Below are 16398 nucleotides of genomic sequence, written 5' to 3'. Positions count from 1 at the left end.
CTATTTGTGGTTGTCCTGAGGTGAATCTCATATCCAAAATGAGTCAGGCGACGCTTTCAAAGCGACCATACACGAATTCGAATCTCTTCTCCGGTCACTATCTTGACGAGCGAATCCAGCAACGAGACGAGTGGGACTGCGACGAAGACGCACGCGAGGTATTCGAGGAGTTACGATCACTCTACGAGCTAGAGCAAGATCTCGTCTCGGGATACGACGAGGATCCGCTGATCGATAACTGGATCGACGAGGTACTCGACGTGCTTGGATTCGGAACGAACGTCGAGACGACGCTCCCCGACGGTGGCGGATTTGTCGACAATCTGCTCTTCGAAGATACCGACGCTCGGCGGGACGCCGCCGCAGTCTATCTCGACACCGAGGATACGGCTGACCTCTTCGACGGCGGTATCGGACTCGTCGAAGCCAAACAATGGGAAGCCGATTTTAGCCAACGATTTAGCGAACAGCGCCCGTATCGCAACGCGTCCCACCAGATCAAACATTATCTCGAGCGGACGCCCGAAAACATCCAGTGGGGCGTGCTGACCAACGGACGCAAGTGGCGACTCTACGGGACGAAAGACTACGAAACGCAGACATACTACGAGATTGATTTGCCCGAGCTACTCGAGGAAGGGGACCTCGAGGCGTTCAAATACTTCTACGTCTTTTTCCGTCCGGACGCGTTTTGCGAACAGTCGGGAACGACGTTTCTCGATTCGGTGTGGTCCGAGAGCGAAACGGTCGCCCAGGAACTCGGCGAGGACCTCCAGGATAACGTCTTTACGGCACTGCGGGTGTTAGGCCGCGGCTTCGCCGAGACGAACGACCTCGATATCGATCCAGACGACGACGAGGGACTCGAGAAGCTCAAAGAGCAGTCGCTGGTGTTGTTATACCGGCTGATGTTCGTCCTCTACGCCGAATCTCGTGGACTGATTCACCCCGAAGGAGGCGACGCAGTCACGGAGTACGAGGAGAACTTCAGCCTGGACGAACTCAGACTCGAGATTCACGACGAGATCGGCGAGGTTGACGACGGATTCGACGACGCCTACAGCGAGCGTTCGACGACGATGTGGAGTCGGCTCGAGGATCTCTTCCGGCTCGTCGACGAAGGCGAGGAGTCGCTGGGGATTCCGCCGTACAACGGAGGGTTGTTCAACCGGGAGAAACACGATTTCCTGACCGACCATCAGGTGAGCAATCGACATCTCGCGGAGGTCATCTACCGGATTTCGACCACCGAAAACGACGAGGGTCGCTACGTGTTGGCCGACTACGCGGATCTTGATACGCGCCACCTCGGGAGCGTCTACGAAGGACTGCTCGAGCACCAGTTCCGGATCGCACCGGAGGAGTACGCGGCGGTCTCGGCGGACGGCGGGCAGGTCTGGGAGCCGGCAACGGAGGTTTCGGTTGCGGACGCGGTCGAAACGGTCGATGACGGCGACCTCTACGTCGTCAACGACGAGGGCGAGCGAAAGGCCACGGGGGCGTACTACACGCCCGACTACGTGGTAACCTACATCGTCGAGGAGACGGTTGATCCGTTGATCGACGAGATCCGCGAGGACTTACAGGAGCAGGGCTTCGAGCCCGGCACACACGAGTATCTCGGGGCCTTTTACCGTCGGGTGCTGGATCTCAAGGTCCTCGATCCCGCGATGGGGAGCGGGCACTTCCTCACGCGGGCGACGGAGTACCTCGCGGAGCAGGTGATGACCGAGGTTCGCGAGATCGAAGAGGCGACGGCGTTCGACGAACAGCGCGTTCGCCGAGACGTCGCCAAGGAGTGCATTTACGGCGTCGACCTGAATGGAATGGCCGTCGAACTCGCGAAGCTCTCGATGTGGCTCGAGACGCTCGCGGCCGACCAGCCCCTGGCGTTTCTGGACCACCACCTCAAGGCCGGGAACTCGCTCGTCGGCTCGGACGTGACTGAGGTGCTCTCGAGCGAGAGCGCCGACGGCGACGGGCAGTTGACGCTCCATCAGGCATTGGCTCGAGTCCGACAGGATACGTTAGAGCACGTCATGGAACGGATGCAGGAACTCCTCGAGATCGACAACGAGTCGCTCGAGGACGTCAAATCGATGGAGGAGATCTACGACGAGGTGCGGGCCGATCCGTTCTACCAGCGACTGTTCGAGTTGACGAACGTGCATACTGCGGAACGGTTCGATCTAGATGTTCCTGAAGGGGCGTACGAGCGGATGGCTCGAGCGATCGACGATGAGGACGAGTGGCTCGAGGTTCGCGAGGAGGGGTGGTTCCAGACTGCACAGGAGATGGCCGGTGGAGAGGCGTTTTTCCACTGGGAGTTAGAGTATCCCGAGGTGTTCTTCGACGATGATGGAGTGAAGCGAGAGGATGCTGGGTTTGATGCGGTAATTGGTAACCCGCCATACGGTGTCGATTTCAGTTCAATCGAACAAAAGTATCTCCATGAAAGCTACTTCACAGCAAGTAGAGAATATGACAGTTATACCATCTTCATGGAGAAGCCAAGAGAGGTCCTCAAGCAAGGAGGATATTGTGGATATATTGTCCCAAATATATGGACGAAATTAAAGAGTGATGAAAAGTTGCGAGAGATTGTATTAACTGAATTTGGAATTCAGAACTTGATAGACTGTGGTGAAGTTTTTAAAGATGCTACTGTTGAAAGTATAATTATAACACTATCTAAGACAGAAACGAATTCTGAGATTAATATTGGAATTATTGATGATTCCGGGACCCATGAAGATCGGCTAGAAAGATTAGCTTCATCAGAATTCGCATTACAACATTCTACCCACCAAGATCATTTCATCCAGAATGAAAATAAGGTGATTGATTATGATATGTCGAATATCAATGAGCGAGAGTTACTTAATAATATTGAGTCGGTTTCAACAAACCTAGGTAACATATGTGATGTTTCACAAGGTGTTACGGCTTATGATCGACATGCAGGACAAGATCCAGAAATAATCGAAAATCGAGCATACCATGCAGATGAGAAAGAGGACGAAACATACGGAAAGTGGCTGAATGGCAGGGATGTGACACGGTTTTATTTTGAGTGGGAAGGTGAATGGCTGAGTTATGGTAACTGGCTTTCGCGACCTCGTGAACCGAAATATTTCGCAGAGGAGCGGTTGCTGTTTAGAGAAGTAACTGGTGGAAAGGATAGAATTATTGCAGGTTACACAAATGAGGAATACTACTATGGACATAGTGTGATTCCTGTTCTTACTTCTGATTCACAGATAGCTGGTCCTGCTCTCCTTTCTATTGTAAATTCTAAACTCCTCAGCTATTATAACCTGAAAACATCACCTAATGCGCAAAAGAATAGCTTTCCAAAAATGAACCCGGACGATGTTCGGTCGCTACCAATATCTGATGGTATTTCTGAAGAGATAGAAGAAAAATTGTCTCATAGTTCCGAGACAATAATAGAAAAGGCGAAAATGAAAGGAAATCTTAATCTCTCCCTTCTCGATCATCTTGGTTCTTATTCAGAGGAACAAACCCTTGCCGAGGTTGGCCTAAGCCAACCACCAAAGGGTTCTGCGAATTCTATTCTCACTGACACCGCTGAGGACCGCGAGAACCTCCGCATCGGCACAGTCGAAATCATCCGTGAATCCCCAACCTCTCTCGAGATCCAACTCACAGCCCGCTACAAACCCAAAAATGAAGATAACTACAAAACCGACCAGTGGGGCTACACCGAAACCGAACCCCTACCGGCCCTCGAGATTTCGGACCTCACCGAAACCGAGGCCGACCTGATCGAGGTCTTCGTCCCCGTCGCCGTCGACGAGGCTGGCGGCTTCGCGAACTTCCGCGAGACCGCCACCAAGACCAACTCGCCCGTCGACCGCCTGCGGAAGCTCACCCTTCCCGCCGTCGAGGACGTTCGAGACGGGTTAGAGAGTTATCTCGAGACGAAAGCACGGGCGGAGGAACTCGAGGAGCAGATCGAGAAGACGGACGAGTTGATTGATGAAATCGTCTACGAACTGTACGGCCTGACCGACGAAGAAATCGAAATCGTCGAGGAGGCCGTTAGTGAATGACCGATAGGCAGGTCAACGCTGAACTCAGTCCTGATCCAGTGATCGCCGAACGAGTTCGCCAGCAACTCGAGACGTTCCCAGAGAAATTTCGTGAACTCGGAGAGGGCGGTGAACTACGAAAGCTTTGTCGAACGCCACACACGCTCTCTGGGCCAATCGTAGAACAGCAACGAGAGCACTTCACAGAGCAGTATCTAATCGAGCCGGTGCTCCACGGACTCGGCTACCGGAATCCAATATCAGACGAATACGTTGGAACGGGACCGCACTTCATTCGCCGACCGAGTACCTATCGTAAAATAGAGATCAAGCGACCCGATTTCTTGCTGAAAAATATCTCGCCTCAGATTGCCTGTATTCTGGAAGCAAAAGCCGTAAACGAAGAACAAGCGACCGGTGCGAAACGAGAGGCAACCGATGACATTAGAGACTACGTTGACTCAAGCACATTTGCAAAATACCTCACGAGTCGCGAAAAGCGCTATCTAGTTGCTATCGGAACGGATGGCCTGCGATGGGTCCTCTGGGCGAAAGACGTCCGTTCCGATGAGACGAAGGGGGCTGTAGCTGAGGTCGACCTTTCAGATTCGATCGAAGCGATTGCTCAGCGCAATAGGGTGATCGAAGGCGATCCTAATCCAGAGTGGGATATTGTTGCGACCCGGGAGTTTCTCAGAAAGGAATTCGTTCCAGTATTTTCGGCCCGCACAATTGTCAGTTACGTGCGCAAGCAATTTGAGTAGATTCTGGCACATTCCAACCAATTTTATTTGGGTCAGGAGTATTTTCGTGTGGAATTCGGACTGTCTCCCTCATTCATCAGTTGGCCGAGAGCACGTGCCCGCGCAAAGCGCGGGTCGTGGGATCCGGGGTAGGGCAGGGAGGAGACCTGGCGGAATGAAAGGGCGATGGTTGCTTGCGCCGCGAAAGCGGAGCGTCGCTCTTCCGACCCTATCCGCGCGACTGCGAACGGGGAACGAAGTGAGCCGTGAGCAAACGAGGATATCCGGAAGAGCGGCCGCGAGCAACCAGAGGGCTTTCAACAAGGCTCAATTCGTAGCGGTAGCTACTGCTAATTTGCTCCGTCTCGGATCAAATTTGAAATGAAATTATTCGCCAGCCTCGAGCGAATCCGCGTCAAGATTCCCCTCGAGATACTGCACCCCATCCACAGCAATTTCGTAGTATCCTCGTTCGACTCTCACAACAAGTTCGTAGTCGACGAGAACTGTAAGTCGACGGTTCACGTGTACACGTGACTTGTCGATGTTCTTCGCGATTACTTGTGGCGAGAGAGAACCAGCCCCGACTCGATAATCTCGAGAATCCGTTCATCAGCTGGTAATTGCATCCAATCGCCGGGTCGTCTCATGGCACACTCGAGTAAGCAATATGGCTATCGGTCACTCGCTTCTTGTTTGACTATTCCCATCGGTGCCGAAAGAACGGTCGGCTGGCGATGGGACCGTTCATCCTTCATAGGGTCGGTTGTAAGTCATTTCCGGTTATTCGCCACCCCGCTCTGGCGAATGACCGGTAAACAGTGACAACCGACCCTATCAGAAGACCGAACGTGGGAGCGATCTGGGGGAGTGAGACGGTCAGCTGTCAGTCATTTCTGGAGCAACCTCGAACTGTCTTGGGGTTGTTCCGGTACACAGTTACGGAAGTTCAAGGAGAAAGCCCCGTGCTTTAGCGGCATGGCGAGAGCAAAGCTCTCGCTGTCGTTCGAAAGACGTACGTCTTTCGTGACTGAGCGGAGCGAAGCTAAGCGGGAGCGCAGCTCCCGCCAGACTCCGCGATGCCCGCGAGACCGGAGGTCTCGCTTGATGACGAGACGCGTAGCGTCTCGAACCACAATCGAAAAGCTTCGCTTTTCGAGGACGGGAATGAATCCGACAACCCCTTCACGAGCCTCGTTTGACCTGCTGAACGGATTTTTAGGAATCGGATCTTGTACCAACAGGTATCCGAGGTGGTCTACCCGCCCTGCTAATCGGACAATATCGGGATTCCCTGATTCCACGCAGAAAGCACTGTGCTGGAACTCAGGGATGCAGTCAGCAAAAGTATCTCCGAATCCCATGCCGGGATAGGAGTAACGGCTGGTTGGCACAGCCAGTAGCCCTGCCATGCCGATCGGGTTACAAACCGTAACCATCCCAACTCAGCGGTGCGGTACCGTGGGAATCCTCGTCCTCGAAAACGCGAAGCGTTTTCGGGTGCAACGAGACGCATAATGATCGAGAGAAGTATTGGGAACAGCTGTACGAGGGAGTACCACTACAGGCCCCAGCTGCCGATAAGTGGGGTAGACCCTATTCCCAGAACTTAGCTAATTCATTAAGCGTCTCGTCATGCCCCTTCAGCGCGGAGAGGATGTCAATCTGACCCCTCGTTCTTTCGTACTTCGGTGACGATCACGTCCCAGTCCGGATGGTCGGCACCGTTCCGACAGTTCCACCCACCTTCGACGTCGACCCCGTTGGTGTACGCCCGACGAAGGAGCGCTTTCAGTTCGGTGTTTAATTCAGCTCGAGTCGTGAGCGGCGTCTTTTCGGAGGTCATTTGTGAGGGACGCCCTCGTTCAGGTCGTCGATTCGATTGTGTCCTAGTGGATCGATTGCGATCACACCGTAGCTGTAGACGGTTATCTCGTACTCCGCGACGGTAAACGTGACCGAGATATCTCCGTTCGCCGCGTCCTGAAGAGAGACGAACTCATCGAGCGCGCCAGTGTCGACGGACGCGTGGAGCGGTTCCAGTTCGGTCGGATCGCTGTCCATCACGTCCGACAGCGCCGCGACGACGGCCATGCTTGCGGAGGTCTCATCTAGATCGTACTGGGCTCGGCACGTTTCTGACTTGCAATGATACCCAATCGACTCCAACTCGGTACTGGCTAAGCTGGCTACCATACTGTTCTACACCAATATAGCGGCCTGAACCGGTTGAACAGCTATACTGATTATACAGGAGGTATAAATAGGGGCACCGAGCGGTTCGGGCGAGCTTACGGAGTGATGAGCGTCCCGCCAATGAGCCGTCGGTGCCCGCGTCTGAGTCGAGACGAAAGCGACTGCTGGGTGATTCCGAGCTCCTCGGCAACATCTTCGAGCGACGCCTCGCGTGGGGAATCGAAGTAGCCGTGTTCGTAGGCCAACACCAGTGCCTCTCGCTGGGTGTCAGTCAACTCGTAGCCATCTTCGTGTATCGCGAGCAATGCGTGCACAGCGGTAATTTCGATCGAAATATCGTACCCCTGAACAGTGGAGCGAAATTCGCTGATCTTCTCGTGACTCTCACCCCGGACCTCGAAGTCCCACCCGTCTTTCGTCCCGATCGCGGAGAGAACGACGACGTTGTCCTCGGCGAGGGCGTTCAGGATGCCAGCGTACTCCTGATCCCACTCCGCACGCATGAGATACTCGTCCTCGACGCTATCGATGAGATCGATGCTATTCACGCCAGGGTGGGCTTCGAAACAGGATTCGATATCCTCGGGTTGCCCGCCACGGACCCAGAAGTACGGGATTATCAGGCTCTCCTGTGGGAGAAGTCGCTCCATTTCGATCATCACCTCCGGTAAATTTTCGAAAACCGTTCCCAGCGGAAACTCGGCTGCCGGCATCGTGAACTCCATCACGGTGGCCATATCGACTGATTGGTCACGAAGGCGGATAACCGACGTGGATGGTGTACAAGGGCCGATTACGATTGGCCCACACGCGGTGGATGGCGGGCCTGGTAAGGGATAGCGGACGGGAATCGGCGTCAATTTCGCGCAGGCATGGTGTACCAAGCCGCTCCGTTTTGTACGGGCAGGACCAACCATGTGCCAAGAGCGAGTAATGAGCGTTATTGCTGAAGTTCGCATTCCATCCGCTGACTTCGAACTCGGACGGATTCTCCGCGTCGAGGGGGTAACGTCCATCGAACTCGAAAACCTCGTCCCGGTTGGTGATGCCACCGTTCCGCTTTTCTGGATCCACAACTCGACACGACAGTCGTTTCTCGAAATCGTCCAACGCCATCCGGCTGTCACCAGTGCATCGGCGGTGGACGTGTTCGACGACCGGACACTCTTCACGCTCGATTGGGATGCGAACCAGGACCACATCTTCCGCGGAATCAATGAGAGCGAGGGGCAGCTACTGAGCGCCGTCGGAACACCCGACGCGTGGGACTTCGAGTTGCGGTTTCCCAGCCACGGCGCCCTCAGCGAGTTCACGACGCACTGTGAGGATGCACAGGTCTCGGTCGAGACGACTCGTGTGTATAATCCAACGGAACCGGACGACGGTCCGTGGTACGGCTTGAGCGAGCCCCAGCGCGAAGCGATTCGTCTCGCCGTCCAGAAGGGGTACTACGATATCCCGAGAGGCTGTACGACCAAGGATCTCGCGGACGAGATCGGGATTTCCGATCAGGCCGTGACGGAACGACTCCGCCGTGCTATCGTGGCGCTCGTCACGTACACACTTATCCCCGCCGAGTCAGGGACGTGAACCGTGTCCCCCTTGCACACCATGCCAAAGTTTCACAGAACTTGCACATTACTTGGTGAGTATGCACCGTAATCCGAGAATGGAACGATTGGCTTCCGGAGAAACCACATGACAGCCAGTACCTTCGAGAGTGGGAAATCGATCCCACTCGATGTGGTTCTCTCGGCAGTCGCCAACGAACACCGACGGGCTGTCCTTCGGTCACTAAACCAGACCGAGGGGGAGGCGATGCAGGTTAGCGCGCTCGTAGACCAGGTTGCCGAACGCATTCGAGATGGAGAACCACCGGACGATGACCATCGACAACGCGTCCACACTGCACTTCACCACATTCATCTCCCACAGCTGGAAGACTGCGGCATGATCGTCTACGATACCGAAACGAATCAGGTCCGGAACGGTACCGATGAACTGGACCAAGAGCCACTGGCGCTGATTGATACGTATGCGGCGTGCTGAACAAGTGAAGCAGTGTCAAGACCCTCTCACGGGTGAGTGCTCGTATCAAAAATAGATGACCGAACGAAAGTGGCTGCGAGGTGCTGTGAGTGTGGTGCGGTCTACTCAGCGTGGGTGCTTCCTGACAGCTCGATCCACGTTATTGGGCGGAAAGATAGGTGTCGGTGTGGGGAATCAGTGTTTCAAGCGATAGCAAAGGGCGACGGTAGCGGTCCCTCATAGACGAGTGTTCTGTGCGGATGAATTCTCGTTGGAAGCGCTGGTCACCGTTGTCGTGGGCGTGTTTTTCGCCACAGAGCGCCTCGACACGGGCTGCATCGAGGATCTCGACCACCGATTCGATGTTCTGCTCGGTGACGAACTCAGCGAGGGCAGCGATCAATACGCACCTGTAGTGGGCAAAAGTTCCATGAGAATAAGTGTCCAAAATAGGTTTCAACAGGACCGGATACCTCTCATTCACCGTCCTCGAGTGAATCCGCGTCAAGATTCCCCTCGAGATACTGCACCCCATCCACAGCAATTTCGTAGTATCCTCGTTCGACTCGCACAACGAGTCCGTAATCAACGAGAGCAGTAAGTCGACGGTTCACGTGTACGCGTGACTTGTCGATGTTCTTCGCGACCACCTGTGGCGAGAGAATGAGCCCCGACTCGAGGATCTCTAGAATACGTTCGTCAGTAGGTAATTGCATCCAGTCGCCGGGTCGTCTCATAGATTGAAAGAGGTCATGCGTACACCGTGTCGATTCAATTATTACTCTTGATCAGCGTCTAGTTCCCCGGACTCGAGGGACTCGTCTAAATATCGACGACCCAGCTCAGTAAGCGAATAGTAGCCGTCATTTTCCCGATCTAGCAAGCCATGCTCAGCGAGGAGCCTGCTACGTTGTCCAGCGTAGTTCGGGTGAGAGTCGATGTTGCGTCCAATAACTGCTGGTGGAACTTCGCCCGCATCCCGCACATATTCCAGAAGGGCGTCATCGGTTGGAACCATCCAGTCAGCACGTTCTCGCATAGTAGAGATACCGTTTTATGGAAGATATATCGGTCATACATACCGCGTAGCTACGTGATAGTATATGAAATCTCACTCCCGGACCTCGAGCGCGTTCCGCAAGGACACTACGTTTTGATTACGATATAGACGCTCTTTTTCGGATTCGGTTGTCGTGAGAGGGTCGTCACAAGTTCCGATCGAGCCAATCCAAGAATCGCTGGAACTCTTTCATGCCTGCTTGCTCGCCGATCTTCTTGAGCGTCCCTGTCGATACTTCGTCGTGTCGAGGTACCGGGACCGTCCGCGCGTCCGAATCGTGGTCGTCGGGCGGCTCCCAGCGGAGGATAAAGTGGTCGCCCTTGATTCGGTCGAGATAAAACGGGCCGTGGTTCACGAGGACTTTCATCACGTCGTCGCCAGAATATGTTCGCCTCGACATCTCGAGATTGGGCCTACTGAAATTCCTCTGGCAGTGATTTTCCAGAGACGTTCTTTTCGGGATCGATGCCGAGTTTCCGGAGTTCTGCGTCTGTTGGCTCTCGGCCCTCGCCGTTGTAGCCAGCGACCGCTTCGTCGAGGTTTTCGAGCGCCTCGGTTCGCGTCTTCCCCTGGCTGGTGACGCCGGTCGCTTCGTCCGTTGCGACCCACCACTCGCTTTCCTCGGTGAGCGTGATCGTCGTCTCGGGCTCGGGGGAACCGTTCGAGCCAGTGTCAGTACTCATGTGCTGTGATATGCTCGGTGGGTGGTTAAGCGTTCGGCAAGTGCTATTCGTTCAGTGCCTCGAGAACCACTCGCCATTAACCAACGGGTTCGGGGGACCGTTCGAAGTGTTGGTTAATAGTGGATAGTAGTGTACAAAAGTTCCATGAGAATAAGTGTCCAAAATAGGTTTCAACAGGACCGAATACCTCTCACTCGCCTTCCTCGAGCGAATCCGCGTCAAGATTCCCCTCGAGATACTGCATCCCATCCGCATCGATTTCGTAATAACCGCTCTTAATCCTGACAACAAGTCCATACTCGACAAGAACAGAAAGACGCCGATTTACCTGTTCTCGGCTTTTATCAATGTTCTTTCCGATAACAGCAGGGGACAGAATCAGATCCGACGAATGAAGGACTTCGAGGATCCGCTCGTCAGTCGGCAATTGCATCCAGTTACCGGGCTTTCGCATTGATCGATTATCTTCGATTAGATGCTTACGCCTGTCGATACATCAGAATTGGATCACTAATAACCAACCTATTGATCACTTTACAGTGATTAGATTTATCACAGATGATGAAAGTGAGGTTACACAACGGGATGAACTGCTGGCTCTGATTACGCGTTGATCCACCAGAAAGCAAACGGACCGGTGTTTGGCCACCGATCCGCGACAGCTCCCTAAGACAGTACGGAAGCCATGTACAACGACGATTCACGGGGACTTGAAAGCCCCGACCGACCGCACGCATCGACGACGAACGCCGGGACTCGAGCCCTCCGCATCGACGACGGCTCACCCATCCGAGCGCCTTCGACCGTCTCGAGCTGATCGACAGACAGGCCGAAATCCTCCTCGAGCAACTCGAGGCCGACCACCCCGACTCCTCGACCAACGAAGCCACGCGCCACGTCCGTGAAATTCGGGCGGAAGCCGAGTGGGCGCATCGACTCCTTCGCGAGCCCGATTCCGAAACGGACGAGGCGTCCACGGCGGGAGATTCCGAGACGAACGACGAGCCCGCGACGGGCGATGCGGACTCGAGCGACGGCACACTAACACACCCTCTTGCACTGGCCGGTCATACGCTTTAGTCACCATGAGTAATGGTAACGCACATGCTCGTCCATCTTCAGCAGTACAAACACGAGGAAGTCCAGTTCGACGACAACAGAACGACCGGAGAGTCACAGACGGCGGACTCGATCGACAGGGATTCCGAGGAATACTTCGGCGAAGACATCGACGAGTTCGACATCGCGACGTGGGAGACCGTCGAGCACGAGGGCGACCCGATCCAGCGCCGGGACGTTACGATTACGGAGGCGACCGCCGTCTCCGTTCCGGAACAGCCGACCGACGATGACGATCCCGACCTCCCGGGACGAACGCTCCAAATCCGGACGGGTGGAGACATCGAGCACCTCGAGCAGGCCGTGATCGTCGAGGTTCAGGACGCAGACCCCGAAGCGTCGGAGGTCGACGGATAGTTCGAAAGCGGACGCCTCACGGGAAGAGACGGATAGACGAGAGACATCGGGGGCACCATTCGAGTTTCCTCGAGAACGAATACTGAACAAGCGACCCCAACAAGTCAGCGGTTCAAGGACTCGACGACGTCTTCGGCCGTAAACAGTCGAAGGTCCTCCCGATCCTCGGCAGCTTCCTCGACGGACGGTTTGAATCCGCTTCGAGAGAAGAGCGCGTACTGCTCGAGACGGTCACCGCCGTCGTCGGGCGTCCAGCGCAGTTCGTCGACGTGGGTTTGGAGCGACGAAAGCGCATCGTACCCGAGCGGCGAGCGCTGGAATTTACATTCGCCGACGATCAACGTCTCGTCGGTCGACAGCCCGACAACGTCGATTTCGTGCTCGCCGTACCACCACTGTCCCGTGTCCGTGATCGTCTGCTCCGGGTAGAGCGTCCGAAGCGCGGAACAACACAACTCTTCGAACGACAGGCTGACGAAGTCCGGTAACTCCGGTTCGATGAGTGCGTCGTAGGCCTCCGAGCCGAGGTCGTCGTATCGATCACCAGTGCCGTAGACGAAATGGAACCAGAACCGGAAGAACGGATCTCTGATACGGTATTTGCTTCGTTTACTCCGCTCTTTTTGCTCGGTGATCGGCACGTGCTTGTCAACCAACCGTAGTCGCCCGAGTCGATTGAGGTATTTCGAGAGCTGATTGTAGTCGATGCCCGTCGTCCCGGCGATTTCGTTCCGACTCGTGCTCCCGCCGGCGATGGCCTCGAGAATCGAAAAATATCGAGTCGGTTCGGTGAGTTCCATCCGGAGGACGTAGTCCGGTTCGTCGTGTAACGAACCGTGACGAGAGAGGATCGTTCGATGGAGGTTCTCCGCGAGGGTCGCACTCGATGATACCTCCTCGAGATAGTACGGAACACCACCGAAAACGCCCCAGGTAAGGATCTGTTCGTCAGCTGAGTAGTCGCTGTTGAAAAACTCCATCGCGGCGTCGAACGGAAGCTGTCTCACATCCAGCTTCACCGACGAGCGGCCGTAGAGTGGACTGTTTCCGAGGAGTGCCGCTTCCTCCATCATGCTGATCGAGGAGCCGACAAGTACAATCGTCGCGGCCGACTCGTCGAGCTCGTGATCGAACATCGCCTGAAGTACGGATGGCAGGCTCCGATCCTCTTCGACGAGGTACGGGAATTCGTCGAGGACGATAATCGCGTCTTGCTCGGTCAGATAGCCGAGTACCGCCTCCCAGTCCTCGCGGATTCGAGCGACGTCGGGATACGATTCCGACGCCGTCTCGACGAACTGCTCGAGTTGTAACGCGCTCGTTTTCTGCTTCGCCTGATAGATAATGGCGTCGTCGTCCTCCTCGAGCGACTGTTTGAGTAACTCGGTCTTGCCGAGTCGTCGCCGACCGTAGACCACCGCGAGTTCGGCGTCCGTCGATTCGTATAGCTCCCGAAGGCGATCGATTTCTGCCGTTCGGTTCACGAACTCGGTCATACTGCCAATAAGAGGCTGCGTAATATAATGTTTTCCACTATCGTACTCTAAAGTATCGTACTTCGAATAATGATACTCGAGAGTATCAAACTTCAAAGTATCATCTTGGCTGTGGGAGATATTGGTCGTGAGAGACGACAAATCTCACGAATCCTCGCAAGTAAACGAACTCGGGCGCGGTGGCCCGAAGGTTTTGTTAGAGCGCGTCGCTGGAACGCCTAGCCCTCGAGTCGCTCTCGAGCCGCCGCGATAACCAGCGGCAACGAAATAGTCGCGTCACCGTAGACGGACACGTTTCGCGCGTCTTTCTCGAGTTTACCCCACGAGCGGGCTTCCTCGAGGGTCGCACCCGAGAGCCCGCCGGTCTGTTTGGGGTCCATCGTTAGCTGGACGCCGTAGTCGTACGCCCCCGGCGTCACCAACATCGTCTGGAGGGTGAAGTTCTTCGGGACGCCGCCGCCGACGACGAACGCGCCGGCTTCCTCAGCGTCGTAAGCGATGTCGGTCAGCGCGGTCATGTCCGCGAGCGCGTCGAGCGAGAAGTCGCTCGTCTGGGAGTACATCCACGCCTGCAGGCCCAACACGGAGTCCTGAACCGCGGGGCAGTAGATTGGCACGTCGTTCTCGTAGGCCGCCGCGGCGATGCCGGGACCCTCCGCGATATCCTCTCGCTCGTTAATCTCCGAATTCGCCCGTCCGAGTTCTTCGGTAAGCCGTTCGATGGGGACAACGCCTTCGTCCTCGAGCGTCGGGAACACCTCCTCCCGGAGATGGGACTCGAACGTCGCGAAGAACTCCTGTGGCAGGTAGACGTTGTAGATCCGGTCGACGCCCTCGTCGCGAAGGGTTTCGTCGTGCTCGCGCTCGGTTTTCCCTTCAGCGGTTACGCAGCCGTGGTGGTGTTTCCCGCCGATGGCCTCAATGCTGTCGTGGGTCAGGTTCGCCCCCGTCGTCACGAGCGCGTCGATGTAGCCGTCACGAATAAGGTCGGCGACGATGCGACGCATTCCCGTCGGAACCATCGCACCCGCGAGGCCGAAGAAAACGGTCACGTCGTCGTCGAACATCGCCTCCGTAATCGAGACTGCCTCGTGGATGTTCGCCGCGCCGACGCCCGCGTTGCCGTACTCGTCGGCCAGCTCGCCCACGGTCATCCCGGCTCGAGCCTCGGCGTGGCCGATCGGGTCGTGGGAAAACGTCTCCCGGCCCTCGTCGGTCCCGTGAGCGTGGTCGTCCGGATCGTTGTGATCGTCCCCGCTTTCGGCCTCGTGTCCGTGGTCGCGCTCGTGCTCGTCGGTCATACTCGCGGATGGGGGACCGAGGGTGTTCAACGCCGCGGTTCGTTTCTCGAGCGCTCGAACGAGCCAGTCAGTGCAGTCTTGTTGTACAAGATCGTCCCAAACTGGTCTCCCGAAACCCCTCCATCTCCCGGTGGACTCTCTCCAACGGATCGTTCTCGGAGAGAGCGACTAGTGAATTCGGTTCTAGCGACAGATCGACGAATTCGACACAAATGAGGATTCGGCGATTTCAGCGCCAGGATTCCGACGAACGCGGCAGCGATACTCGTCCTGGCAACACGGATTTCCACGTCATTCACGGGTCACTCCGTTCCCCGTTCATGTTCCGAGATCCTCACTTCGTTCGGATCTCGCGCTCCCCAGCCGATTCGCTCGCTCTCTCATTCCTCGCGCATGATGGTGTCACGGTGAGCGCCTCACCGTGACACGGCGCGCGCCACCGCAGCGGTAGATCGACCAGCGGTAAGTCGGTGACTTCCCCGGCGGGAGGTCGGCTAGTCTCTCGGTGGGGGATGGCCAGATAGCAAGTCCGACTATAGCCCGGTCGGAACGTCCAGATACGTCGTCTCGAGGCCCCAGTCCTCGACTAGTTCCTGCAACGAACGCACGCCGAAGGTCTCGGTCGCGTAGTGGCCCGCCAGCACGACGTGAACGCCGGCTTCCTGTGCTTCGTGGTAGACCTTCTGTTTCCCTTCGCCCGTCACGAGCGCGTCGACGTCCGTATCCACGGCCTCCTCGAGCCAGTCGGTGCCGCTCCCGGTTACGATCCCGATCTCCGAAATCTCCTCGGGACCGAACTCGAGGCCGCGAACCTCCCGCCCACCCGTATCCAGTTCGGACTCGAGGCGATCACACAGCGACTCGAGCGTGTAGGGTTCGAGTGCGGTTCCCTGCTGGCCGATGTACTCCGGCCCGAGTTCGCCGAACGGCGAGCGGTTCTCGAGTTCGAGTACGTCTGCGACGCCCGCCGCGTTGCCGTGGTCCTGGTGGCCGTCAAGCGGAAGGTGGGAAACGTACAGCGCGAGGTCGTTTTCGATCAGCGCCGCGATGCGGTCGTACTTTCGGCCCGTCACGCGATCGAAGCCGCCCCAGGAGATCCCGTGGTGAGTGACCAGCGCGTCCGCGCCCGCATCGACCGCCTTCTCGAACGTCTCCGCGACGCCGTCGACGGCGAAGGCGACGTGTTCGAGTTCCCCTTCGTCGGGGCCGATCTGCAGGCCGTTCGCACTCGCATCGAGCTCTGCGTAGGCGTCGTGTCGAAGCTCCTCGTCGAGTCGAGTCGCGAATTCCGCGAGTTCCATACCGACTGATTCGAACTCCCGGGGCTTGTATCTGTACCACTCGCGGGAGACAACACCAC

The 16398-nt window shown here is 56.2% G+C and carries 17 protein-coding genes and 2 pseudogenes; 5 read left to right on the top strand and 14 right to left on the bottom strand.

What is annotated here, in order from left to right:
• The first annotated feature begins 38 nt into the window (after positions 1-38).
• Positions 39-4076 carry an Eco57I restriction-modification methylase domain-containing protein gene (locus tag ACYQ14_RS12950; protein WP_459888817.1) on the top strand — a complete coding sequence of 1346 codons (4038 nt, stop codon included), beginning with the start codon at positions 39-41 and terminating at the stop codon, positions 4074-4076.
• Complete coding sequence (locus tag ACYQ14_RS12945) at positions 4073-4819, top strand: hypothetical protein (protein ID WP_459888815.1); 747 nt, start codon at positions 4073-4075, stop codon at positions 4817-4819. The genes ACYQ14_RS12950 and ACYQ14_RS12945 overlap by 4 nt, the downstream gene beginning before the upstream one ends.
• A gap of 366 nt (positions 4820-5185) precedes the next feature.
• Here the strand turns inward: ACYQ14_RS12945 and ACYQ14_RS12940 are convergent.
• The 4 genes and pseudogenes from ACYQ14_RS12940 to ACYQ14_RS12925 all read right to left on the bottom strand — a co-directional run bounded on the left by ACYQ14_RS12940 (position 5186) and on the right by ACYQ14_RS12925 (position 7731).
• A pseudogene (locus tag ACYQ14_RS12940) lies at positions 5186-5448 on the bottom strand (transcriptional regulator).
• Positions 5449-6458: 1010 nt separating this feature from the next.
• Positions 6459-6644, bottom strand: coding sequence for a hypothetical protein (locus ACYQ14_RS12935; protein ID WP_459888813.1), 186 nt, complete (start codon positions 6642-6644; stop codon positions 6459-6461).
• On the bottom strand, positions 6641-6994 hold the full coding sequence (locus ACYQ14_RS12930) for a HalOD1 output domain-containing protein (protein WP_459888811.1): 354 nt from the start codon (positions 6992-6994) through the stop codon (positions 6641-6643). The genes ACYQ14_RS12935 and ACYQ14_RS12930 overlap by 4 nt, the downstream gene beginning before the upstream one ends.
• 95 nt (positions 6995-7089) lie before the next feature.
• Positions 7090-7731, bottom strand: a complete 642-nt coding sequence (locus ACYQ14_RS12925) for a helix-turn-helix domain-containing protein (protein ID WP_459888809.1) — start codon at positions 7729-7731, stop codon at positions 7090-7092.
• Between the two features lie 196 nt (positions 7732-7927).
• Here ACYQ14_RS12925 and ACYQ14_RS12920 point away from each other — a divergent pair, with 196 nt between their 5' ends.
• Positions 7928-8584: a helix-turn-helix domain-containing protein gene (locus ACYQ14_RS12920; protein WP_459888807.1), complete on the top strand. Its 657-nt coding sequence runs from the start codon at positions 7928-7930 to the stop codon at positions 8582-8584.
• Positions 8585-8692: 108 nt separating this feature from the next.
• Complete coding sequence (locus ACYQ14_RS12915) at positions 8693-9043, top strand: DUF7344 domain-containing protein (protein WP_459888805.1); 351 nt, start codon at positions 8693-8695, stop codon at positions 9041-9043.
• Between the two features lie 247 nt (positions 9044-9290).
• On the opposite strand, the pseudogene ACYQ14_RS12910 reads toward ACYQ14_RS12915, so the two are convergent.
• The 7 genes and pseudogenes from ACYQ14_RS12910 to ACYQ14_RS12885 form a co-directional block, all read right to left on the bottom strand.
• Positions 9291-9473: pseudogene (locus tag ACYQ14_RS12910) on the bottom strand (hypothetical protein); the annotation flags it as partial.
• A gap of 25 nt (positions 9474-9498) precedes the next feature.
• The gene (locus tag ACYQ14_RS12905) at positions 9499-9759 is read right to left on the bottom strand and encodes a transcriptional regulator (protein WP_459888803.1); all 261 of its coding nucleotides are present in this window, start codon (positions 9757-9759) and stop codon (positions 9499-9501) included.
• Positions 9760-9800: 41 nt separating this feature from the next.
• Positions 9801-10061: a hypothetical protein gene (locus ACYQ14_RS22095; RefSeq protein ID WP_488193329.1), complete on the bottom strand. Its 261-nt coding sequence runs from the start codon at positions 10059-10061 to the stop codon at positions 9801-9803.
• Between the two features lie 166 nt (positions 10062-10227).
• Positions 10228-10449 carry a type II toxin-antitoxin system HicA family toxin gene (locus tag ACYQ14_RS12900; RefSeq protein WP_245779554.1) on the bottom strand — a complete coding sequence of 74 codons (222 nt, stop codon included), beginning with the start codon at positions 10447-10449 and terminating at the stop codon, positions 10228-10230.
• Positions 10450-10495: 46 nt separating this feature from the next.
• On the bottom strand, positions 10496-10765 hold the full coding sequence (locus ACYQ14_RS12895) for a type II toxin-antitoxin system HicB family antitoxin (protein ID WP_459888801.1): 270 nt from the start codon (positions 10763-10765) through the stop codon (positions 10496-10498).
• Between the two features lie 190 nt (positions 10766-10955).
• The gene (locus ACYQ14_RS12890) at positions 10956-11219 is read right to left on the bottom strand and encodes a transcriptional regulator (protein WP_459888799.1); all 264 of its coding nucleotides are present in this window, start codon (positions 11217-11219) and stop codon (positions 10956-10958) included.
• A gap of 212 nt (positions 11220-11431) precedes the next feature.
• Positions 11432-11629, bottom strand: a complete 198-nt coding sequence (locus ACYQ14_RS12885) for a hypothetical protein (RefSeq protein ID WP_459888797.1) — start codon at positions 11627-11629, stop codon at positions 11432-11434.
• A 240-nt stretch (positions 11630-11869) separates the two neighbouring features.
• Between ACYQ14_RS12885 and ACYQ14_RS12880 the strand changes: the two genes are divergently transcribed.
• Complete coding sequence (locus tag ACYQ14_RS12880; protein WP_459888795.1) at positions 11870-12241, top strand: hypothetical protein; 372 nt, start codon at positions 11870-11872, stop codon at positions 12239-12241.
• 104 nt (positions 12242-12345) lie between these two features.
• Here the strand turns inward: ACYQ14_RS12880 and ACYQ14_RS12875 are convergent, their stop codons facing one another.
• The 3 genes from ACYQ14_RS12875 to ACYQ14_RS12865 form a co-directional block, all read right to left on the bottom strand.
• A complete protein-coding gene (locus tag ACYQ14_RS12875; protein WP_459888793.1) occupies positions 12346-13737 on the bottom strand; it encodes an ATP-binding protein in 1392 nt (463 codons plus the stop codon).
• A gap of 218 nt (positions 13738-13955) precedes the next feature.
• The gene (locus ACYQ14_RS12870) at positions 13956-15038 is read right to left on the bottom strand and encodes a deoxyhypusine synthase (RefSeq protein ID WP_459888791.1); all 1083 of its coding nucleotides are present in this window, start codon (positions 15036-15038) and stop codon (positions 13956-13958) included.
• A 533-nt stretch (positions 15039-15571) separates the two neighbouring features.
• The gene (locus tag ACYQ14_RS12865) at positions 15572-16339 is read right to left on the bottom strand and encodes a Nif3-like dinuclear metal center hexameric protein (RefSeq protein ID WP_459888789.1); all 768 of its coding nucleotides are present in this window, start codon (positions 16337-16339) and stop codon (positions 15572-15574) included.
• Positions 16340-16398: the final 59 nt, after the last annotated feature.

It is taken from the genome of Halostagnicola bangensis, assembly GCF_054653435.1.
Note: the sequence above shows the minus strand (reverse complement) of the source record. Positions and strands in the feature narration are given on the sequence as shown.